This is a genomic window from Thalassotalea montiporae, from assembly GCF_053485855.1.
In genome coordinates this window covers 1-23,967 of the sequence record NZ_JBQRUO010000011.1, presented here as the reverse complement: position 1 = coordinate 23,967, position 23,967 = coordinate 1, and the positions used below count along the sequence as shown (strand labels likewise).

At 42.7% G+C, this 23,967-nt stretch carries 18 protein-coding genes and 1 pseudogene; 12 read left to right on the top strand and 7 right to left on the bottom strand.

The features are described 5' to 3' along the window. The first annotated feature begins 27 nt into the window (after positions 1–27). Positions 28–759, top strand: a complete 732-nt coding sequence (locus tag ACSLUR_RS18545) for a DUF6445 family protein (protein WP_448556786.1) — start codon at positions 28–30, stop codon at positions 757–759. 90 nt (positions 760–849) lie between these two features. Here ACSLUR_RS18545 and ACSLUR_RS18540 read toward each other — a convergent pair whose 3' ends face one another. Then, entirely contained in the window at positions 850–2,187 is a 1,338-nt protein-coding gene (locus tag ACSLUR_RS18540) for an ATP-binding protein (RefSeq protein WP_448556784.1), read from the bottom strand. After that, entirely contained in the window at positions 2,180–2,857 is a 678-nt protein-coding gene (locus ACSLUR_RS18535) for a response regulator transcription factor (protein WP_448556783.1), read from the bottom strand. The genes ACSLUR_RS18540 and ACSLUR_RS18535 overlap by 8 nt, the downstream gene beginning before the upstream one ends. 226 nt (positions 2,858–3,083) lie before the next feature. Here ACSLUR_RS18535 and ACSLUR_RS18530 point away from each other — a divergent pair, with 226 nt between their 5' ends. Continuing rightward, the gene (locus ACSLUR_RS18530; RefSeq protein WP_448556781.1) at positions 3,084–4,328 is read left to right on the top strand and encodes a hypothetical protein; all 1,245 of its coding nucleotides are present in this window, start codon (positions 3,084–3,086) and stop codon (positions 4,326–4,328) included. Positions 4,329–4,641: 313 nt separating this feature from the next. After that, positions 4,642–4,763 (top strand): annotated as a pseudogene (locus ACSLUR_RS18525) (DUF6445 family protein); the annotation flags it as partial. A 1-nt stretch (position 4,764) separates the two neighbouring features. Here the strand turns inward: ACSLUR_RS18525 and ACSLUR_RS18520 are convergent. The 3 genes from ACSLUR_RS18520 to ACSLUR_RS18510 form a co-directional block, all read right to left on the bottom strand. Next, on the bottom strand, positions 4,765–5,082 hold the full coding sequence (locus ACSLUR_RS18520; protein ID WP_448556779.1) for a hypothetical protein: 318 nt from the start codon (positions 5,080–5,082) through the stop codon (positions 4,765–4,767). Between the two features lie 262 nt (positions 5,083–5,344). Next, positions 5,345–7,951, bottom strand: coding sequence for a glycoside hydrolase family 3 protein (locus tag ACSLUR_RS18515; RefSeq protein WP_448556777.1), 2,607 nt, complete (start codon positions 7,949–7,951; stop codon positions 5,345–5,347). 109 nt (positions 7,952–8,060) lie between these two features. Then, complete coding sequence (locus tag ACSLUR_RS18510; RefSeq protein ID WP_448556774.1) at positions 8,061–9,329, bottom strand: sugar MFS transporter; 1,269 nt, start codon at positions 9,327–9,329, stop codon at positions 8,061–8,063. 298 nt (positions 9,330–9,627) lie between these two features. Between ACSLUR_RS18510 and ACSLUR_RS18505 the strand changes: the two genes are divergently transcribed. From ACSLUR_RS18505 to ACSLUR_RS18485, 5 genes are all read left to right on the top strand, one after another. Then, entirely contained in the window at positions 9,628–10,953 is a 1,326-nt protein-coding gene (locus ACSLUR_RS18505; protein ID WP_448556772.1) for a GH1 family beta-glucosidase, read from the top strand. A gap of 50 nt (positions 10,954–11,003) precedes the next feature. Further along, on the top strand, positions 11,004–12,356 hold the full coding sequence (locus tag ACSLUR_RS18500; protein ID WP_448556771.1) for a glycoside-pentoside-hexuronide (GPH):cation symporter: 1,353 nt from the start codon (positions 11,004–11,006) through the stop codon (positions 12,354–12,356). A 70-nt stretch (positions 12,357–12,426) separates the two neighbouring features. Further along, positions 12,427–13,428 (top strand): LacI family DNA-binding transcriptional regulator, encoded by a 1,002-nt coding sequence (locus ACSLUR_RS18495; RefSeq protein ID WP_448556769.1) that lies wholly within the window; start codon positions 12,427–12,429, stop codon positions 13,426–13,428. Positions 13,429–13,552: 124 nt separating this feature from the next. Beyond that, complete coding sequence (locus tag ACSLUR_RS18490) at positions 13,553–13,984, top strand: MbcA/ParS/Xre antitoxin family protein (RefSeq protein WP_448556767.1); 432 nt, start codon at positions 13,553–13,555, stop codon at positions 13,982–13,984. Between the two features lie 131 nt (positions 13,985–14,115). Next, positions 14,116–14,880, top strand: coding sequence for an RES family NAD+ phosphorylase (locus ACSLUR_RS18485; RefSeq protein ID WP_448556765.1), 765 nt, complete (start codon positions 14,116–14,118; stop codon positions 14,878–14,880). 32 nt (positions 14,881–14,912) lie between these two features. On the opposite strand, the gene ACSLUR_RS18480 is transcribed toward ACSLUR_RS18485, so the two are convergent. Next, positions 14,913–17,966, bottom strand: a complete 3,054-nt coding sequence (locus ACSLUR_RS18480) for an efflux RND transporter permease subunit (RefSeq protein WP_448556764.1) — start codon at positions 17,964–17,966, stop codon at positions 14,913–14,915. A 1-nt stretch (position 17,967) separates the two neighbouring features. Then, complete coding sequence (locus ACSLUR_RS18475) at positions 17,968–19,014, bottom strand: efflux RND transporter periplasmic adaptor subunit (RefSeq protein WP_448556762.1); 1,047 nt, start codon at positions 19,012–19,014, stop codon at positions 17,968–17,970. 309 nt (positions 19,015–19,323) lie between these two features. Between ACSLUR_RS18475 and ACSLUR_RS18470 the strand changes: the two genes are divergently transcribed. The 4 genes from ACSLUR_RS18470 (at position 19,324) to ACSLUR_RS18455 (ending at position 23,838) form a co-directional block, all read left to right on the top strand. Next, complete coding sequence (locus tag ACSLUR_RS18470; protein ID WP_448556760.1) at positions 19,324–19,899, top strand: TetR/AcrR family transcriptional regulator; 576 nt, start codon at positions 19,324–19,326, stop codon at positions 19,897–19,899. A 185-nt stretch (positions 19,900–20,084) separates the two neighbouring features. Continuing rightward, positions 20,085–22,187 (top strand): CapA family protein, encoded by a 2,103-nt coding sequence (locus ACSLUR_RS18465; RefSeq protein WP_448556757.1) that lies wholly within the window; start codon positions 20,085–20,087, stop codon positions 22,185–22,187. A gap of 594 nt (positions 22,188–22,781) precedes the next feature. Further along, entirely contained in the window at positions 22,782–23,228 is a 447-nt protein-coding gene (locus ACSLUR_RS18460; RefSeq protein WP_448556756.1) for a hypothetical protein, read from the top strand. Between the two features lie 352 nt (positions 23,229–23,580). Then, complete coding sequence (locus ACSLUR_RS18455) at positions 23,581–23,838, top strand: hypothetical protein (RefSeq protein ID WP_448556755.1); 258 nt, start codon at positions 23,581–23,583, stop codon at positions 23,836–23,838. Positions 23,839–23,967: the final 129 nt, after the last annotated feature.

The following is a 23,967-nucleotide window of genomic DNA, read 5'->3' as shown; positions in this document are numbered from 1 at the left end:
GCTTAGTCGAAGCAAGGTAACGTAAGCTTGCCAGCCATTGAAGCCGCAACTGAACTTAACATAAGCCCTAACTTTACCGTTGGGGTTAAGCCTATTGGCTTCGAAAAAACACCTGTTTTAATCATTGATGATTACTTAGCGAATATCAATGAACTTAGGCAGCAGGCTAGCAAACAAGACTATGGTGAGGATAAACAAAGTTTTTACCCTGGTATTCGAAGCCCGATAGCCACTGAAACTGTCATTGGGCTTGTTCAACCTGTGTTATCCGGCTTTTACAAAGTGCTAAAGGTACCCGATAGTCACAAGGCTGTCGCACACCCTAGCTACTTTTCGCTCATTACCAAAAAGCCGGAACAACTCTCTGCCATGCAAACAATTCCGCATTTTGACACCTCACGCCCCTACTACTTTGCTGCCTTACTCTATCTAAATGAAGCAACACACGGCGGAACGGGATTTTTTAGACACAGAGCAACCAATTACGAGCGAATAATTGATAGTAAAGTCGATAGTTATTTAACGTCAGTGCAAACAGAATTTGATGGCCAGAATGATCAGAATAGCTATCATCAAGTTTATCAAACGGGCACAAATCAGCAGTATGAACTAATTGATAGCATTGCCTACCAAGCCAATCGGCTAGTGATTTATCCGGGTAACCTACTGCATTCCACCTTAGTTGATAACACTAATGACATTAGTGCTAACCCAAAAGCAGGCCGATTAACCGCGAATATTTTTATCGAATTTCAATAACCATACTCACGATATTGATATCAATTTGAGCCTGCATCAGCGGAACTAAATTGGTATAAGCCCAGCAACTTTATGACTGAGTTGAATCAATTATATCGGTATCGCTACCATAAATTTCGCGCCGTGAGGATCGGCGTCGGTGACCTTTATTGAACCTTGCATTGCTTTGGTGGCTGCACTGGTTATTGCAAGCCCTAACCCTAACCCACCAGTATTCCGATTGCGACTTTTATCAAGACGGGCAAAAGGGATAAAAATATTTGCTCTGTCTTGTTCAGGTATACCATCGCCGTCATCCTCGATATACAACACAACCTGTGCTTCATTGCTCTCAATCCTCACCGTCACCTGTTGGTGAGCATATAAAACCGCATTTTTAAGAAGATTGTCTAGCACCAATCGCAAATTGACTTCATTAACAAACAACTCAATGCTAGTTGCGCAATAAACACGGATTTCAATATCGGGATCTAATGCGAGTTGTTGAACACGAGTATTAATAAATTTGACTAAGGTAACCTGTTTTTTCGAGGATTGTTCAGACTGTAAATTGAGTTTTGAGAAGGCAATAATTTGCGTACAAAGACCGTCGATGTCATCGATATATTGATCGATGTTGTCAATCAATGTGAGTTGTTCTTCAGTTGGCATGTGTTGCCTTAAGATACCTGCTGCAAGCTGTATTCGACTTAACGGTGTACGAAGTTCGTGAGGTACCGCTTGCGCAAAAATTTGGCTCTCATTGAATTTGCTACTCAACTCTTTTGCCATGGTATTAAAACGATCTGCAAGCTTGTTTAGTGGCACAGGTAAGTCTTTGTTAGCCCTCACAGAAAAGTCACCTGCCCCTATTTTCTCACTGACATCATCTAAATGAATTATGTTTTGTTGCAATTGCCTTAATGGCAAATACAAAGCAGCACCCGATGCTAAAATAATAAAAACGCAAACAACCTCAACCGCATATGCCTCTAGATCAAATGCATAAAAGAGGTTTTCATCACGATGTTCAGGCAGTAAGGTTTGTTTATCTCGTAACAACAGGACGCCTGGCATTGCTTGTGTTAGGCGATGCACAGCGACTAATAAGCCATCTAAACGTTCATAAACATCAACATTTTTGTAGCTGCCAATAAACTCACAGTCTGCGCACTCACTTTCGATAGAGGTATTGTTAATCCAATTAACTTCAAAGGGGTAAAGAAGGCTATCAAGCAGAGGGTAAAACACCTGAGCGGTTTGTGCCTTTTCATGCCTTTGTCGCTCTAAAACTGCCACTACAAATAGTGTATCGTCAACAAAATCCTCGGTGTTGTTATGCTCATTCCAGTTATCCAGTACAGCAAACGTCAGTAACATGCTTGCAAGCATAGCAATAACGATATAGCCATATAACCTAGCAAAAAAAGAAGAAAACAGCTTATTCATTAACTAGCATATAACCTTTGTTACGGATTGTTTTGATCATTTGATAAGGGGCCACTTCGTCGCCCAGTTTCTTGCGCAATCCCGAAATACGCATGTCTACTGAACGATCTGAAACCTCATAGTTGATGCCGCGCAGCGCTTGAATACATGCAGCTCTCGAAACCGTTTCTCCTTTGTGACTAGCAAGCAATGCCAACAAGTCAAATTCCGCAGAAGTTAAATCGACTCGTGCCCCGCCAAGTGTAACCGTATGATTATGGTGATGGATGACTAATTGGCTAGCCAACGCAACTGACATAGCACCCTGTTGCGATTTTGCTCGCCTCAACAGCGCTTCAATGCGAGCCAGCATAATATGAGGTTTAACTGGTTTACGTAAGTAGTCATCTGCGCCGAGCTTGAGCAAACTCACTTCACTCATATCGTCTTCGCGGGCAGTCATCACCAAAATAGGGCCAGCATAAAATGTTCGAGCTTGTTGGCAAATTTCAAAACCATCCACAGTAGGCAACATTAAATCAAGCAAGACCAGATCGGGCTGAAGGTTTTGGATGGTTGCCAATGCGTCTTTACCGTCACTCACGAGGCTAGTATCGTAGCCTTCACTTTTTAGAAAAAGCTGTGTCAGGCGGGCAATTTCTGCATCGTCTTCAATAATTAAAATGTGCATAACAACCATACCTTATAGGCAAATTCATTAAGAAAAGCCCCTGTAAAAGCCCGGTGAATAATCGGGCAAGTTAAACAAAGCCCTACATTGTACTTAAATTCTTGAAAAGTTCGATGTCGCTTACAAACGCTTACATAGCGCTTACACACTCTTACCCAACAGCAGCCTTACCTTGGTTAACATAGCTGCACATCCTTTCTGTTAAATTCAAGCGGGTAAAATAGCAGTGAAATTTTTACACCTTTCTTCTCTAGCTTTGCTTTCAGCAGCTACGTTATTAGTTGGCTGTGGCTCAGATTCGTCGACAAACACGACGTCTTCACCCAATACACAGGGGTCGGGTAACACAGCCAACAACTTATCAGATGCCACAAAGGCGCTGGGAATTGAAGCCATTCCTAGTTCATTAAGCAAAACTTACTCGAAGTCGCTAAATTTTGATCGTTACACTAAGGTCGCCACCCCTAATGGCAAAGCTATTCATATCGTGGCGCAAAATCAAATTACCGACAATCAAATGGTACGTGCTCGAAATATCTTAGAAGGCTATCTTGCCCCTTACCCTGGTTCAAAGTATGGCGAAGATAAATCCGCTGTAGCTAACAAAATGTCAGATAACGGCGCGGTTCTCATGCTACTTAATGGCGTTGATGATGGCAGCAACAAGGCCGCAGAGCTTGATGGGCAGCCACTTTATTACGGTGAAATGCAAGTAGAGGGCGGCCTGTGGTACATCCAACAAGACTATCAACACCGCGATGCCTCATTTGAAGAAATCCTTCACCTTGTACATGACTTTGGCATAGGGGTCGATCAAGAGTCTGAATTTTATGGCGCATTACCTGATTTTCAGGCAGATATTCGAGCTGCGCAAATTAATGCCCTAAACTCAGGGATTTGGGGAGCTAACCGAACCAGTTGGCTCGATGAGCTTAGCGACGAAAATAGCTTATCACAGGAATATTTAGCCGCACTTATCGATGTATATTACGGCTTGTGGGGAGCAAACACCGAGTTTCCGGATACCGGTATGTATGAAATTTATCAACCCAAACATCGCGCGGATATAACTACTGAAGATCCACAAGGGGCCGCTTTACTCGACAATAGCTTTTTCTTACCTTACTTGGCATATAACGCACGGATCGACGAAAGCTTTAAAGGTGATTTCAGTTTAAGATTTAACGCAGGCCTGCCCTATACACACCACGCCCAGTACTTAAAAGATATTACGCTGACTGGCGAAAATCCAAGCAATGTTATTGTTAACCAGCTTAATAACTCAATTACAGGTAACAGCGCGGTGAATACGGTAATATTCTCAGGAGCATCTTCTGAGTATCAAATCACGAGTGTTGATAAGGAGGTTACAGTAGTCGACCTAGTTGATAACCGTGATGGTACTAACACCTTAAACGGTATTGAGAAGCTAAGATTTACTGATTCAGAAGTTGAATTATCGACAAACTAGGCTTGTCATCAACGTAACTAAACTAGCGGGGCAACGCTATATCACGCAATGTGTAGTCCCGCGTAATAAATTTCCCAAGCCCTTTATTCCAAGTCCACACTAACCCGCCTTTCAATAGAAAACAGTTACAAAAGCCTGATTGTTGGCATACTTTTATCGCGAAATGAAATTCAACTTGATGGTAAAAATTTGCATTTAAACAACACTACATTGGCATGGGTAATGGTATCAATAGCAACATTGTTAACTACATAATCATACTCGATCTAAACGAAGCTACACATGGCGGGACAGGCTTTTTCAGACACAAGCCAACCGATTAGTGATTTACCCAGGTAACTTAATGCATTCAACGTTAGTCGATAACACTAATGACATCAGTGCTAACCCAGAAACGGCAGACTAACTGCAAATGTTTTTATTGAGTTTCGATAAGTTATTGACTTTTTTGTGCTCGGATTTGCTTATTTGCAACTTCCAACATAATCAGCGTTTCACACGGTGAATATTTTTCCAATAACGATACTGAGCGATAATTTACCCACTCAGAAATAGGGTCAAACTTGTCTTTCTTTTTGAAGGTAAGATCTTTAATCTGAACTAAACACTCTCCTTGCATTTTCGCATTTTCAATCGTTTTACGATCAAGCGAGGATTGTTTATATTTCTCGGCAACGATATCAAATCTGTTGAGTTCAACGGCAACGCAATTAAAGCTTATTGCCGAGATTAATGAACAGATAAACTTTTTCATCCAATACTTCCCTTTGTTAACCGATTTCATATTTCACGCATTTACATTAGTTAAACGACTATTAGTTTTTTAGCAACTACATAGTGCGATGAAACTTACGCTAATACTGTAAATAAAGCTATAGCCATTAATAACTTAACCAAACAAAAAAACGCTCATTAGGTGACTAACCTAGATGAGCGTTTTACATTAATCTAATTAGTTTCAATAATTAGTGACAGTCAACCTAGCGCAGAACTGCATGTATTTACTGACAGCTTGCTTATTGGCAAGATATTGTCGCGCTTTCTGCCATATTAGGTTGGTAGCTGATTTCTGCAAGTTGCAACTCAACAGCACCTTGTGAGTACATCTCAAACGGTACAACTAAGTCGCCAAAGCTTGTGCCTTTGTTAGCAAAACACTGTAAATCAATACTAATTGCTGACCAGCCGTGATGAACAATTTGGTTAAGTGCATCGGTAATATCAATTTCGGCACCACAGTTATCGGTTGGGCTTTCCGCCTTTTGACAACGAGTAGCCACAATCACTTTATCTTGCGGTTTGCTATTCACGCTAACAGCAAAATGAAGGGCTGATTTGTTTTCTAACGCTGAGCGTAGATCTTCTCGGAAATTGCTCTTACTCACCAATGATAAACCGGCTTTAACACTGCCATCTAGGGTAATCTGCCTGGCATCTTCTTGTACTTTTTTATCGACGGTACGATACGCTAACCCTTCCAAAACGTGTGTATTCGCATTAGGCTCTAAACGTGTATCGCCAGCATTTAGCCACATCAGCCAAGGCTTATGCATTTTGCCGTCGAAGAAAATTTCTTGCTGAGCGTCTGTCGCTGAAACCTCTACCGTTTCGTCTAACAACTTCGCTAGTACATTTTCATCACTGGTATTTTTATCATAGGTTAACCCAAAACCGTATGGCAGTAATGGGGCATAGTCTTTGTCGCCGCGGTTTACAACGGCTTGCGTTGGGCTTGCTGGCCAAGAAAATGACAGCTTACCGACAAAGTCATGCTGTACTTTCCCTTGTCCATCCGTAAATAAAACATCAGCTACTCCATTACCTTCAGAGCCAGGTAACCAAGCGGCAACAAATGCATCAGATGCATTAAGTTCAGGATTAACCCACATAGGGCGACCACTGATAAATACCGATACTACTGGTATACTTTGCGCTTTAAGGCTTTTAAGTAACGCCAAGTCGCGCTTGTCGCCACGCTGAAAAGCTAAATTATCACGGTCGCCATGGCCTTCCGCGTAGGGATCTTCACCGAATACAACAATCGCTACATCAGGTTTTTCACTGAAGCTACCATCGGTACTTAAGGTCGCTTTGCCGCCTGCTTTAGCAACTTGCTCTGCAATTCCATCGTAGGTTGAACTGCCGCCTGGGAAGTCCTTGTTATTATTGCCTGTGCCTTGCCAAGTAATTGTCCAGCCGCCAGACTGTTTACCAATATTGTCCGCACCGTCGCCAGCAACCAATACATTAGCAGTTGGCGATAATGGCAATAAATTCTCATTGTTTTTTAATAGAACTAAAGATTCGCGCACGGCTTGTCTGGCAACGGCTCGGTGCTCAGCTGCGCCAATTAGCTCTGTTTTACCTGAAAACGGACGATTAGCAGGGCTTGGTTTTTCAAATAATCCAGCGCGAATTTTTACTCGTAAGATGCGGCGTACAGCGTCATCAATGCGCGCCATTGCAATCTCACCGTTGTTAACCTGCGCGATGGTATTTTCATATAAAGGCTTCCACGCCGCGGTTGGCACCATGAAAATATCTAGGCCAGCATTCACCGCTTGCGGGCAACTTTCATTCGTACAGCCTTTAACTTGACCATGGCCATTCCAGTCGCCAACAACAAAACCATCAAAGCCCATTTTGTCTTTCAACACGTCGGTCATCAGGTATTTGTTGCCATGATTTTTCTTGCCATGCCAACTATTAAATGATGCCATCACCGACTGCGAGCCAGCACTTAAGCCACCAACATAACCTTGTGCGTGAATATCAAACAGCTCTTGTTCTGAGGCGACATTATCGCCTTGGTCGTCGCCAGCAACTGTACCACCATCCCCTAAGAAGTGTTTAACGGTTGAAATAACCCGTTGATCGCTCAAGAAATCTCCATCAGCATGTCCTTGCAGACCTTTTACAATCGCAGCTGAGTATTCACGAACGATTTCTGGATCTTCCGAGTAGCCCTCGTAAGTGCGTCCCCAACGGTCATCACGAACAACAGCAACAGTAGGCGCAAACACCCAATCAATCCCCGTGACCATCACTTCTTTGGCGGTAATTTCAGCAATTTTTTCAATTAACGCGGGGTTATTTGCTGCCCCTAAACCAATATTGTGTGGAAACAAAGTGGCGCCAATCACATTGTTATGGCCATGCACGGCGTCTGTTCCCCACATGGTTGGTATGCTGGAGCCATCTAGTGAATCATCAATTGATGCTTGATAAAGCTTTTCAGCTAATGCGATCCAATCTTGTGGTGTCGCATGTTTATTGTTATTCGGAAACGCGCCGCCACCATTGAGGTAAGAGCCAAAGCCGTATTTGCGCATATCTTCTACGGTGATATCACGAATTTCAGGCTGGATCATTTGCGCCACTTTTTGCGCTAGCGTCATACCGCTTAACAAGTGCTCAACTTTCGCTTCTACCTGCGCGTCTTTTTTAACGGCGATATCAAGTGTTGGCCAAATCGCTAAATTGTGCTTTTCTGCACTGGTAGTTACAGATGCCTGGATAGCTGCCGTTTGCTCTACACTGTCGCTTGGTGCTTTTTCTTGAATACATGCCGTGGCCATAAGCGCCAACGGCAGTAAGTAAGCAATTTTATTTTTCTTAAACATAATGTTCGTTAACTTTTTTGTGTTTGTTGTCTAACCCGTATCAAAGAATTGCAGTTAATTTGCATTCATGATGACGGGCTTCCTTGTTTAAACCTTGCTATATCTGCTTTTATACTTGTTTAACTGCCTGCTTTGGCTTGTGACCAATTAAGCCGTAGTAAGCAATATAGAGGTAGCAGAAAATAGGTAAGAAGAACGACAGCTGAACGCCCATAGAATCGGCCAACATACCTTGGAATACTGGGATAATTGCACCACCAACAATAGCCAAACATAAAATCCCCGAACCTTGTGAGGTATGTTTACCAAGACCGGTAATAGCTAAACTGAAAATCGTTGGGAACATTATCGAGTTACATAGGCCAACCGCCAAGATTGCCCACATCGCCAAGTCGCCTTTAGTGAAAATAGCCACAAGGACAAACAACACAGCAAATGCAGCGTTAAACGCTAATACCTTACCCGCAGCGATTTTTTGCATCACCGCAGCGCCGATAAAACGACCCACCATAGCGCCGCCCCAGTAGTAGGCAATGTAAGTGGCTGCATCCGCTTCTTCTAGACCCGCAATATCCGGTTGATTTAAAAAGCTAACAAGAAAACTGCCAATTGCGACTTCACCGCCCACGTAAACAAATATACCGATAGCACCTAGCACTAAGTGGCTGTATTGCCAAGCACTGCCAGAAACCGCTTTGTCTTCATCTGTCTCTACTTGTTCTACAACAGGTAATTTTAAGTATGCAAAAATTGCTGCCAATAACAGCAACATAGAAGCTAACAAAACGTAAGGCATCTGCACTGCTTCTGCACCTGCCGCCGCATTACCGACCTCTGTTGCCGCTTGCTCTAAAATCAAGAATGCACCGAAGAAAGGCGCCACTGTCGTACCTAATGAATTGAACGCTTGTGTCATCGTTAATCGAGAAGAAGCAGTTTCAGGCTTACCAAGGATACTGACATAAGGATTGGCAGAAACTTGCAATAAAGTAATACCACTTGCTAACACAAAGAGTGCTATTAAAAACACTGGGTAGCTTTGCAAAGAGGCTGCGGGATAAAAACCTAAGCAACCAACAGCAGCGATCACTAAGCCAATCACTATACCCTTTTGAAAACCGAGCTTTTTAACCAATACACCCGATGGAATTGACACAATAAAGTAAGCCCCGAAGAAGCAGAATTGAATCAACATGGCTTGTGTGTAGGTTAGATCAAACACCGCTTTTAAATGCGGGATCAATATATCATTAAGGCAAGTGATAAAACCCCACATAAAAAACAGTGAAGTCAATGATGTAAGCGCAAATCGGTAGTTTTCACCGCTTGCACTTACCTTAGTGTTATTCGTCTCTGGTACCGCAGATGCACCTGCCATACAGCCCCCTTAATTATGAATTTTTGTAATAGTAGAGAAAGCAACTTGCGACACTAGCGCACGATATGCAGTAACATGAAATACGTCGCTACGCGCCCTGCGTTTTCACGCAATTTATTGACGTTAGAGTTGATAACTACTACTCTAATCAATGTAAGCGCTTTCACTCCCCATTATTAAAAACCAACAAGGGTTGTTTTTCAATACATTTGTAAGCGCTTTCAATCTTTCTTGAACTCAGTATAACGTAATTCAAAATGGTCGCAGATAATGTGCCCAATTAAATAGGTAAAAGTGAATGAATAAACTAGAGCTACCCGCTAACTCAACCATGTTAAATAAGGATTTTGTTTATGGTGTTGCAACGGCTTCATTTCAGATTGAAGGCGGTATTGACGACAGGTTAGCTTGTATTTGGGACACTTTTTGTGCCACCGAAGGCAAAATTGCCGACAGCTCTAATGGCGCTATCGCCTGCAACCATTACGAAAAATGGCAAGACGATATCGAGCTTATTGATTCATTGGGGGTAGACGCCTATCGCTTGTCAATTTCATGGCCTAGAGTCATGAACCAAGATGGCTCTGCTAACCAACAAGGCTTGGACTTTTACATTGCTATTTTAGATGCGTTAATTGCACGCAATATTAAGCCTTTTGTCACCCTTTACCACTGGGATCTACCACAGCACCTTGAAGACAATGGTGGCTGGTTAAACCGAGACACTGCCTACAAATTCCAAGAATACGTCGAGCTAGTAACCAAAGCATTTGGCGATCGTGTTCATTCTTACGCAACGCTAAACGAACCTTTCTGTAGTGCCTACCTTGGTTATGAAGTGGGTATTCATGCGCCGGGCAAAGTAGGTAAAGAGTTTGGCAAGAAAGCTGCTCACCATTTGCTGTTAGCGCACGGTTTAGGAATGAAAGTGCTACAAAAAAACAGCCCAAATACTATGAACGGCATTGTGCTGAATTTCACTCCTTGTTATCCAGAAACCTCTGCAGATCAAGCAGCAGCGAATTACGCGGATGATTATTTTAACCAGTGGTATATCAAGCCGATACTTGATAAAGCTTATCCAGAAATTATTGACGACTTGCCAAAGTCGCAACAGCCTGAAGTATTTGATGGTGACTTTGAGATTATTAGTCAGCCGCTAGATTTCCTTGGTATTAACTTCTATACACGTGCAATTTATACCTCGCATGATGAAGAAATTTTTGAACAACTACCACCACCAGCACCAATAACCGCCATCGGCTGGGAGATTTACCCTTCATCGTTTACTAAGTTACTTACGGATTTAAACACCCGTTACCAACTGCCGCCGATTTACATTACCGAAAACGGCGCGGCAATGGCTGATACCTTCGTTGATGGACAAGTTAACGACCTAGATCGCCTAAACTATTACCAGCAGCATTTAGTTGCGGTGAACAATGCAATTGAGCAAGGCGTTAATGTTCAAGGCTATTTTGCTTGGAGCTTAATGGATAATTTTGAATGGGCTGAGGGCTATCTAAAACGCTTTGGTATTGTTCATGTTGATTATGACACGCAACAACGTACGATAAAGCAAAGTGGCCTCGCCTATCGTGATTTGATTTTAAGCCGACCTTAAAAAAAGCACCGATAAAAATAATAATTAGGTATAAAACTTAGGTAATACAAATGACAGCAAACAGCAGCGTTAGTGTACGTGAAAAAATCGCCTATGGCCTTGGCGATACCGCGAGTAACATTATTTTCCAAACGGTCATGATGTTTTTAATGCTTTACTACACTGATGTTGTTGGTTTATCGCCAGCGGTAGTTGGTACCATGTTTTTAGTTGTGCGCGTGGTCGATGCGATTACCGACCCATTAATGGGAACACTAGCCGATCGCACTCACACTAAATGGGGACACTTTCGCCCTTACCTGCTCTGGCTAGCGCTGCCATTTGCCATTATCAGTGTGCTCGCATTTACCACTCCTGACTTGCAAGGTACCAGTAAACTGGTTTATGCCTTTACTACCTATACGCTGTTGATGATTGCCTACACGGCAATCAATATTCCTTATTGTGCGCTTGGCGGCGTATTAACGGCTGATGCCAAAGAGCGCGTCACCGTGCAATCGTATCGTTTTGTCTTTGGTATGCTCGGCGGCGTTATTGTCGCAGGTTGCACCATGCCGTTAGTGGAGTTTTTCGGACAAGGAGATAACGCTAAGGGCTATCAGTACACGATGGCTGCGATGAGTACCATGGGGCTGATTATGTTTTTATTGTGCTTTATCGGCACTAAAGAGCGTATCGAACAGCCAAAAGAGCAAGAAGTGAGTTTATTAAAAAGCGCTCGATCACTATGGCAAAACGATCAATGGCGAATCCTCTGTTTAGCCGCGCTATTTTTACTCACCGGGCAAGTGTTGCGATTTACCTTAGCCGTATACTACGTCAAATATTACCTAGGGCGTGAAGACTTGATCACTTCATTTATGACCCTAGGGGTGGTTGCCAGTATGGTAGGCTGTGCGCTCGCACAACCACTGGCTAAGCGGGTATGTAAAATTAAGGCCTATATTAGCCTTCAGTTTATTGCCGCGACCATTTGCTTATTAAGTTTCTTTATTGGTGCCGATCAACTGGTACTCGCTTTTGTCGCTTTTATTTTATGGAAGTTCTTCCTCGACATGGCAACACCACTGCTGTGGGCCAAAATGGCCGACACCATAGATTACGGTCATGAAAAAACGGGCATTCGTATTACTGGGCTGGTTTATTCTGGTGTTATCTTTTTCATCAAAATGGGGGTAGCTCTTGGTGGCGCAATTGCCGGTTGGTTGCTGGCTTACTATCAATATCAACCAGATGTTGGCCAAACCGAAGCAACCCAGCAAGGTATTTTGTTATCGTTTACGGTATTACCGGCGTTAGGTTCATTTTTAGTTGCGGCGATCATGACCCGCTACACCTTAACATCAAATAAACTAGAAACGATCCAAGGCAAGCTAAAACACAATGCATTAACCTCTGGTTAACAAAGATTATCTTAGGTATGATTGCCGGCCATTTGGTCAAAGAACAACAGCAAGGTAGTTAGTAGCGCTCATGGCAACGATTTATGAAGTATCAAAATTAGCTGGTGTATCACTCGCAACGGTTTCTCGCGTAATGAATAATAATGCGCGTGTTAGCGATAAAACCAAGCAAAAAGTGCTTGATGCCATGAATGAGCTTGGTTACAGACCCAATGCAAGCGCCCGTTCGCTAGCATCAAACCGTAGTGACTCGGTGGGTATTATGGTGTCTGAGCTACATGGTCCTTTCTTTGGTCAAATGATGGCTGGTATTGAATCAGAGCTAAGAGCCGCAGGTAAACACGTTATCTTCACTACTGGGCATTCAGAAGAAGACCGAGAAAAAGACGGTATCGAATTTTTAATGGGCCGTAATTGCGACGCCATTATCATTCATGTTGAAGCGGTAACAGATGACTACTTAGTCGAGGTTAGCCAAGGCAATACGCCTATTTATCTACTTAGCCGCTATGTTGAGCAGCTTAAAGAAAAGTGCATTAGCTTAGACAATGAAGTTGGTGGTTATTTGGCAACAAAAGCGCTGATTGATCACGGCCATAACAACATTGCTTACATCGCAGGACCACAATTTAAAGCAGATGCCAGCAATCGACTGCTAGGTCATAAGCGCGCACTGCAAGAACATGGAATCGAATTTAATAGCGACTTATTGTTCATTGGCGACTTCAAGGAAACTGGTGGCAGTGAAGGATTAAAGCATTTTATCGACAATCAATTGAGTTTTAGCGCTGTCGTTTGTGCGAATGACGAAATGGCATCTGGTGCCATGAAGTATGCACGTGAGCACGGCTATACACTGCCCAACGATTTATCGGTGATCGGGTTCGATAATGTTATTTTTGCCAACTACCTCTACCCTACTTTGACCACCATTGATAACCCTGTTGAAAAAATGGGTCGCATGGCCGCTAAAATGGTGCTAACCGATATTTATAAGCGTAAAGACTTATCAATTGAACGCGTTTTTGAGCCTAGCCTTATAGTGCGCAATTCAATCGTAGAAAGTAAATAACCTCAGCTCTGAGTAAGTTCCTATAGCTGGCTTTAAGGTTCACTTGCTCCTACAGCAGCCAACCTCAAAACTTGCATTTGCACATTTTTTATACCAAACTTTGCATATGCATTTAGGAGGCCTAATGACTGCTGTTCCGAAATTTGACACAAATTCGTCAAGCCAAGCGATATATTCTGGCGCTGATGATCATCACAATACCGATCAACAACGCAGTGAAGCGCACGTGATCATCAAAGCGTTTAACAATGCCTGTCAGTCACTCAATGTATCAACACAAGAAAAAGTCGCTATTTCTGGCGTTAATGCCTCAACGCTTTCACGCAATCAACACAAAGGATTCTCGCCTAAATCTAAAACAGGTGAAATTTTGCTGCACTTTATCCGTTTGTATCGCTCACTTTTCGCGATAGCAGGTGGTGATGAAGCTTTTATGCAACATTGGTATCGCACACATAATAACGCCTTAAATGGAATCCCAGCAGAAATTTGCCCGACCATTGAAGGTTTATATCGGACCAATCAATATTTAGATGCAATGCGCGGCAAAATTTAACGTCCGCTAACTCCGGTAGCGCTATTTCGTTACTTTATATAGCTTCGGTACTGTTATATAGCTTCGTTACTGTTACTTAGTTTAGTTACATTGCCAACACGCAACCTTAATCGCATAGAAATGGAGCTTCTATGATAAACGACATCATTGCTGCCTGCCCCAAGCATACCGCCTATTCAAATCATGTATTTCGCATTGTTGAAACGCAAGAATACGCCGCAACCACTAAAATTGTTGATGATTTAAGTGAACAACATTTACTTGAACAGTTATTAGATGAGGTGAAACCCGCCTATCGCCCAGCAACTGAAGAGCTGCACTATTTAATCAGCACGCCTTTTCGCTACCCACCACTTAAATACGGTTCACGCTTTGGCGATATCACAATGCCCAGCTATTTTTATGGTGCTGAGCAAATCTCAACGGTATTGGTAGAGTGTGCGTATTATCGTTTCGTGTTTTTGCACGATATGGCAACCCCGTATGAAGGTACCATTCAATCTGAACACTCTATTTTTAGCGTTAAAGTACGCACAACACGTTGCAGCGATTTAACTAAACTCGCCGAGCAAGACTACCTCAGTGCCATTAGCTCGGCGACCAGCTACCAAACCTCACAAGCCATAGGTAAACACCTAACACAGCAGCAAAGAACAGAAGTTATCCGCTTTTATTCAGCCCGAGACAAACATGATATAAATCGGGATATGGAACGAGGTGTGAACTTGGCGGTTGCAACGCCAGACGCCATAAAATCAAAAAAGCCAGAGCAAATGCAGCTCTGGCTTTGTCAAACGAATAACGAAAGTGTCGCTTTTTCTGCTCAGGGTCAGCAACCAAGCATCTTTTCCCGCGAAGCATTTTTGTTAGATGGTCAGCTGGCTAAGCCTTTTTAGCCAGCTCTTAAGCTCTTTTAGGTTTAGTTTCTTTATGCTTTAGTTACTTTAATGCGATAGAAAATACTATACAGCACTGGCACAGCGACTAGGGTTAACAGCGTTGCAAATGCTAAACCGCCCATAATGGTCACTGACATATCGGCAAAGAAAGGATCTGCAATCAACGGCATCACCCCTAAAATAGTGGTAATCGCAGCTAGCGATACAGGGCGTAAACGACTTAAGCTCGCATCAACAATTGCCAGACCTTTTGCTTTACCTTCTTCAATTTGCAGATCAATTTCTTCCAGTAACACAATGGCATTTTTAATTAACATACCAAATAAACTCAAGAAACCAAGCAACGACATAAAGCCAAACGGTAAATCAGCAATTAATAAACCTGCGACTACACCAACAATCGCCATTGGCACAACAAGCCAGATGATCAACGGCTGACGAGTGCGGCCAAATAGCAGCACGCTAATAATAAACATCACCAAGAAACCTAACGGTAACCCTTTACCCAATGCAGCTTGTGCATCGCGTGAAGACTCAAACTCTCCACCCCACTCTAAGTGGTAGCCGTCAGGCAGTTCAATAGCTTCTATCAGTGGACGCATACGGTTAAACGCTGCTCCTGCCGTTTCGTTATAACCTGCTTCCGCCATTACAGTTATGGTTCTAACGCGATCGCGGCGGTTAATCAGCATTTCTTCACTATCGAAACTGGTATTGCCACTCACCTGGCGAAATGGAATATAAGTACGTTGACTGGCACTCCACACTAAACCATTTTCTAGCTCGCTAAGTTGCGCTGGTCCCGACTCCCCCTGAGTCACTCGATTTTTCGCCACAATTGGGTATAAATAATCGCCCTCTTGCAACTGCCCTACAGTTAACCCATTAGTGTAGAACTGCACAGTTTGATTAAAGTCACTGCGCGAAACTCCAGCCATACCCGCTGCGTTTATGTCATATTCAGGCATTAACACCATGCCTTTAGTTCGCCAATTATGGCGGACGTCTCGAATATTACCGTCTTGCTGATACAAGGTTTTTGCTTGCTCGGCTAAATCTCTTAGCACCACAGGGTCTGGCCCTGAAAAGCGCACTTGCAGCTTTGCTCCTGAACTTGGGCCAAATTGCATAACTTCTGGATAATAATTAGCGTTCGGATTAATTGCTTGTAATCGCTCGCCTAAGTCCTTGGCAATGCGAGGAATATCTTTCGCATCGTCAACACGCACTAAATACATGCCGTAACTTTCGTTAGGCATTTGCGGCCCGTAAACTAAGGTAAAACGCTCCGCGCCACGACCAATAAAAGTCGTTAATGAGCTTACACCTTCAGTTTCCAAAATGAGTGATTCGCCAGCCTTCATGTACTTTTCTGTTGCACGAATGTCGCTATCTTGTGGCCCCCAATAATGGACAAAGAAGTTAGGAGTGTTAGATGGTGGAAAAAAGCCTTGTTTGATCAAACCAAAACTTGCATAAGCACCAATAGTGATCACCAGCAAAACAAGTACTGACAAGCCACGGTAATGCAATGCATTGCGCAATAAGACTAAATAACCACGATGAAAGAAAGAGTGCTGCTCATGTTCCGTTTCAGTTGCTGCTACTTTGTAGAAGTATTTGCCTAGTAACGGCGTTAACGACACCGCAAGTACCCAACTTAGCATCAATGAAATTAGCACAACCGCAAACAACGAGAATAAGAATTCACCTGTTGCGTCATCAGACAAGCCAATGCCACTAAATGCCGCAATACCAATAATGGTCGCGCCTAAAAGCGGCCATTGAGTGCGCTTTACAATAAAACTGGCAGATTCCAGTGCGGACTTGCCTTTTTCCATACGCAACATCATGCCTTCAGCAACCACAATGGCATTATCCACCAGCATCCCCATCGCGATCACCATAGCACCAAGCGAAATACGCTCTAGTTGCAGGCCATACAGCCACATTATCAGTACTGTGCCCAATACTGTGACGAGCAAAGTGCCACCAACTACGACACCTGAGCGCCAGCCCATAAAAATACACAGCGCAATCGTCACCACAGCAACCGACATTTCAAGGTTTAAAATAAAACCATCAACCGCTTTATCAACGATTTTAGCTTGGTTGTAGATAGGCGATACATCGATACCCGCAGGCAAACCGGCGAGTACATTCGCAAGTTTTGCTTCAATGCGCTCACCAACTTCCACGATGTTGACATCGTTTTGCGCCGAGATACTTAGGGTTATCGCACTTTCGCCATTGTAGCGCTTAAGATCAGAAGGAATATCAACAGGCTGCAAACTTAACGTCGCAACATCTTTGATTTTGATCGACGCATTGCGACCAGGTAAAACGAAAGAAATATTCTCAATTTCAGCTATTTTGTCAGTTGCCGCAGATACCGGAATACGAATTTGCTTGTCGCCAACATGCAAACGGCCGCCCGCAAATGGCTTTAAGTTACTCGCCAGAATTTGTTCAATATCAGGAAATGAAAGCCCTAAACCAGCAATTTGATAAAGGTCAATTTCCGCAACAATTTGCTCTTCTAGAATGCCGCTAACAGCAACTTTTGCGACGCCATCTACCGTTAATAATTCACGGCGAATAATGCGCGAGAATTCACGCATTTGGTAAGCAGAAAAATCTGGTGCCGTAAGTGCGTAGTAAATACCAAATACATCACCAAAATCATCAATCACTACCGGCTGGCTTGCTCCTAACGGTAAATCTGCTCTTACATCACGCAAACGTTTGCGCAATTCATCCCAAATTTGCGGTAGCAGTGGTCCGTCAAGGTTCGATTTTACTTCCATGGTAATGCGTGAAAAGCCCGGTTTACTCTCTGACTCAACCCGCTTTAACTGCCACATTTGTTGCAGCGCGATTTCCAGTTGCTCCGTAACTTCTTTTTCAACCTTTTCCGCATTTGCGCCCGGATAATAGGTCATGATCACCGCTTGCTTGATGGTAAAAGCAGGATCTTCCAAACGGCCAATATCATTTAGGCCAATGACACCACCAACCAAGAAACACAGGGTAATAAGCCAAACATTAATCGGCCGAGTAAGTGAATAACGTGCGATATCCATATTAGAAATCCGCCTGATATTCTTTAACTTTTAACCCTTCGCGCATTTGCTGAACAGCCGCTGAAACAACCTTGTCACCAGCTTTTAAGCCTTTGCCAATTAATGCAAATTCACCGCTAATTGCAGCAATTTCAACAGATGCCTTAGCCACGGTATTTGTGTTTTTATCGAACTTCCACACAAAAAATCCGCTGTCTTTACTGCCAGTTAGGGCATTTAACGGTACCACGAGTGCTGCTTGGCTTTCGTGAACGTCACTTACTTTAACGGTTGCACGAGAACCTGGGTAAAAGAGCTCCGACGCTTCGCCGTCAATTGCAAACGTAATTTTGTAGGTTTGGGCAATCGGGTCTGGTGTTGTTTCATGCTCAACATAATGAATATCAAATACTTGCTGCTCATGACCAATCACCGAGGCCGTCGCCTTAATTTCGCGATTACCTGCATTGGCCGTCATTACGCGCTCGGGTACTTCAAATGAAAAATATAACTCTGAACGATCTTGGATATTTGCAACGGTATCACCAGCACGAATATAGCTGTTATTTTCGATAGAGCGTGTGCCAATAACGGCATCAAAAGGTGCGCGAATTGTGCAGTAGCTTAAATCTTGCTCGGCATCTTCAAGGGCAATTTTGGTGAGTGTAAATAGTGACTGCGCATCGTCTAATTCGCGCTGTGAGGCAACGTTCTTTGCATGAACTTCTTCAATGCGGCGCAGCGCTCTAGCAGCATCTTGATGGCGAGTGCGACTTTCTTCAACCTTACGACGAAACGGTGCAGGATCAATTCTCGCCAGCACTTCACCTTTTTTCACTAGGCTACCTTCGATAAGATTTTCTTCAATTAAGCGGCCAGAGACTTCAAATTTAACATCAACGTCTTTTACTGCTGAAACAATCGCAGGAAATTCATAAACTTCATTAATATTTGTTGCATTAACTTCGGTTAATTGCACAACTAATGGTGGCTTTTCAGCCACTTCTACAGATTGCTCTGAACACGCTTGTAAAGTAAGCGCCATCATCACGATTAAAATACGAAACACATCAACTCCAGTAGTTTGTTACATACCAACAATGGAAATTTTTAAGCTGAGTAAGGTAGCAATTTGGGGTTAGCCTTTTTTCGCTTGTTGGGGCTTGGTATAGCTTGCTGAATTAATAGCAACTAGCCCGCCGTTTTAACCATACTCAAAAGTAATTTGTGTAAACACTAGGTTTACATCATGACAGGCATGCTAACACAGGTTTACACATTTGTATAATGTGTAAACCTGTTTCGTATTTGTATTGTTTATGCATAGACAACACATTATTATTAGCGCATCTATGAACCCCCGCTTGGATTGATTGTTTTGCCTAAATCAGTTGGAAAAATTGTAAGTGCCGCACGAGAATGCTTTTTTCAGCATGGCTATCACGCCAGTAATGTCTCGTTAATTGCGCGGTATGCAGGTATTTCACGAGCAACGATTTATAAAAACTTCAGCTCAAAAGAAGCCTTGTTCCAAGCCATGGTACAACGCCAATTTGCTGAATATGATATTGCGTTAAACCAATACGCCGAAGCGAATGGGGATTTTTGGCAAGAAACAGAAAACCTGTTTGTTAATCGCTGCCAAGGCGTATTTGACGATATATCAAGCCAAGTCATTCGAACTGAATTGGTTCATGCGGGTCACTCCCTTTGCCAAGCGCTTATGGACAAAGAGCAAGAAGATATGCTCGGCGTTATTATCAATCGCATTGAACAAGAAATTGCCGCAAATCGATTAACCCTTGAAAGAATCAACATGACATCCGCACAATTTGCCAGTGCGATGCAATCAATGCCAATTGGTATTTTCTTTTCCAGCAACGAGGCTAATGATTTAGGGTCGCTAAAACAAGTATTAACTATCTTCCGCGTTGCAACCGAAATAAGTCACTAGGCCACAGCTCTTTCAAAAAACTGGTTAGTCCGGCGACTTTTTCACACATCCAGCGAGCTCAAACTTTCATTAACGCGCAAACATTCCTTCAAGTTATAGCCTTTTCACCCAATGGAATAGATATCACTATTATCACCAAGATATACTGCTAAAATCATTACAAAAATAACCACAGCAGGCAGCCCATGAGCAAACTATTTTCGCCGAAATTATTGAGCTTGGCGACTCTCGCCCTTTCATTGTCTCCTTCATTTATTAGTTATGCCGACACAAGGTTTAGCGCAAAGGTTGCAGATGAAAACAACCAGCCTATTGCTGGCGTAGACGTCAGCATTAACGGGCAAAACGTTCGGTCGAACCGACAGGGTGAGTTCACGCTTAATTTGCCAGAGCAAAATTACTATCAAGTAACGTTAAGCAAAGGTGACTACTACCAACGCGTTCATACCTTTAGTCATAAAGAGCTGAAAAACCTTAACACCAAGGCACCATTTCAATTGATTGAGAAAAAGAGCGGTCGAGTGATGTTTGCCTTTGGCGGCGACGTGATGATGGGGAGACGCTACTACAAACCCTACTTTGACGATCCCGTACTTATCAAGCCTGATTCAATTTTGCCTGACAGTAAAGCCTTAGTTGAGCATGTAAAACCCTACATGGCCTTGGCCGATATCGCGGCCGTTAACCTTGAAACTCAATTAGCGGCAGACGAGCCAACACAGCGCCTGCAAAAGTCGGTGACCTTTTATTCAGCGCCAGAAACCGTTACCGCGTTGCAATGGGCAGGCATTGATTACGTTACTTTAGGCAACAACCATACATTCGATTACATGGACGAAGGGTTAACATCAACACTAAACGCTCTAAACGAAGCCAAACTCCCCTATTCTGGTGCGGGTTATAATGAAGCAGAAGCACTCAAACCCTACAATATGACTGTCAACAACCAACCACTGGCACTATTGGGTTATGTTGGCTGGCATGGTGATAAAAAGCCCACGCAAACGGCAGATGCCCATCAAGGTGGTGCGGCCTTTGGCAATATGGAAAATATTAAACAATCGGTAAGCGGCGCCAAACAACAGGGTAACTTGCCTATCGTGCAGTATCACGGCGGATTAGAGTACGTTAAAGAGCCAACCGGCGTTACCGAACAGCGCTTAAAATCAGCGGTAGATAACGGCGCAGCACTGGTCGTTGCACATCACCCACATGTCACCCAAGGTATTGAGTTATATAACGGCAATTTAATTGCCTATTCAATGGGTAACTTTATTTTCGACCAAAACTTTAGTGCCACACAACACAGCTACATTTTATACGTTTGGCTAGATGACGGCGAATTTAGTCGCGCAGAGTTAGTGCCAATTTATGTAAAAGACTACAAACCAACACCAGCAATGGACGACGAACGCAATCGCGCACTAACTCGTATCGCTACCTTGTCGGCAAAGCGTAATACCCATGTTGCTAACCACCATGGACATGGCGTTATTTCTGCGGCAAACACTGTAAAACAAAGTGAAAAGAGCAAGCTTGCTCAAGCATATCGCCTTGATGTTAGCAAGAAGACTACATTGCCTATTCCGTACAAAGCTTGGTCTGAGCAAGTTCAAAAAGTTGAATTACCAAACGCTGGCTTACCAAACACTGACTTACCTAACAATGATTTGCAATACCGTTTGGGTAGTAACTTAGTCAATGGCAGCGACTTTGAACAATTTATTTGGTTTAACGCGCCAGAGCGCAATTTCAAATTACCTAAACAATGGCAATTGGTTACAGGCGGTTATCAAAGCAAACAAGCGATGCAATTAACCGTAGATAAGAACTCAACAAGCTTATTCGGCATGAAGCACTTTCGCCGCGTTTACGCAGCAGATAATCCAATGACTATGACCTTACAAGCAAAAACAGATAAGCCTGTGAAGGTGAATGTTTATTGGCAGGGCCGTAAAAGCGGACAAAAGCTATTAGATGCTTACGCCGAAAGCCCTAAACATTTTATTAAATCGTTTGACCTTGCACAAAGTAATGATTGGCAAGCGCTTGAAGTTGACTTTGACTCACCGCGCATACGCTATCGCAGTTACCGCGTACTCGTTGAGTTTGAGAATATGAAAAACAGCGATGCAAATGTTTTGTTAGATAACTTTGCACTAGTTGAATGGCATACCGCGTTCCAGCAAAACGTTAAGCCATTTACCCTAGATGAAGATGGCCAAATGGCTGACTATATTGGCGTGAATAAAACTGCTAGCAAAGCAATAACAATAAAAAGCCACTAGTTACTAACACTTATCACTCAAAACCATTGTTATAAAAGCTTACTTAGTGAACTTCGCTAAGTAAGCTTTTTTCTACCATAACAATTAATATTAGAGGTAAAGAATCTAGTGTTCCTTTATCTTGTTTATGCACTACCGCTGCTCTATTTTCACCAATGTTTTACTTACTGCGTTGCAATGATGAATATAAATTGAATACTAAATTCCGTGCTAAGAAACTACAAAATGTTATGTAAACAAGATAGGCAGCGTTACGCTGTTAAAGTAAATAATAACCCACCATCAACTCGCTAGTGTATTCAGCTATATAAAACCTGAAAAATCTCTTTTCCTGCGCTAAAAATTACTCTTAAATTTTTTGCTTTAAACCCAAGACAAAAACACTGTGTTTATACTCATAAGCAGGAGATTTAAACACTATTCAGGATCGTGGACACTTTGTCCAAGTTTATCCTCCGCTATATTAGCCAAGGTAAAAAGCCTTGAAATATTATTAACCTAGCGTATGGTTAAAAATCATTAAGAATGTTATTGGACAAAATGTTGGCAGAAACTTGGACATTTTGTCGGATAATAAATTGTTAGGTGTACCAGATGGATTTGAGTAAACAAGAACAATTCGATTTACTTGAAAAGTTCAATGTTTATGAACTTCAGCAAAAATTTGGCTGGGAAGAACTTTATGATGTTTTCACCATAAGTCGTGAAGAGTACATTAACTGGGAAGTTCAACAACCTATAAGCTCGGGTGTTAGAAGGAAAAAAGAGACATTTGATGGTCTTTATTTCATAGAAGCTAACGGTCAATATGAGGTTTACTGGCAAGAACGTGGCATCATAAATGGGTTGGAAGCTTTTAGCGAATATAGTTCTGCACGCAGATGTCTAGCCGAGGGAACAGTTCCATACTTTTTGTATAAAGAACATAGAATACACAAAGAGTTTAAAGGCACACCTAACAAGCCAATGCAGAGAGGGACTTTTAAAAGTTGGCTCGCTCACTGCGTTCGTTATTTTAGCCAACTATTTAAAAGCCCCTGATTGGGGCGTTAGGTGTCATTCGTATTGCATTGAAGTTGTTAATCTTTCAGGCAATTTGTAATATCAAAGACAGGCATACTTAAAGGGAATTTTCTTTAGCTTTAATGGATTGACTCCACGCCCTACTTTCCATTAGCCAGTTAACCTTTTAAGTATTGTTAAAAATTTAAACTTAGGTGTTTTTCCAAGTGCTCAGGTTTTGGCGGCGAAGCCGCGAGAGTTGGGCTGAACACCTAACAAGTAGTTCAATCGGACTTGTAACGCTTGTCTCAGTTTTTGCAAATAGCGCAAAAACACAAGCCAACCATTACAAGCCGGTTAACTAAAGCGTTAGGTACACATGGATAGAAGTGTGAAAAACGATAAAATTGTGAAAATAGCAACGGAACTTAAGTTGCTTATTTCGACAGCAAGAATGCAGTTTCCGGAATCTGCGGAGTCACTTGAGCAGATTATTCCTTTCGTTGACAACGCTATATCTGATGCACCAATTGTCCCTCAACGATTACGTTTTGATTATCTGTTTATTGAAGGTGAATTGGCTAGCAATACCGAGCTAGCTGACCTGTACTCCAAATTTGCTAACCTTTACGAAGGCTTGGAGATATAGTTTACCTAACAAGCGCATTAACAAGGACAATGCAGTTCCCCCGTTTTAGTGGACACCTCCTTATCTCAATGAGGAGGCTATTATGCCCAGATATACCAACCCCAGAAAAACATGGTTTTACCCAGTTGA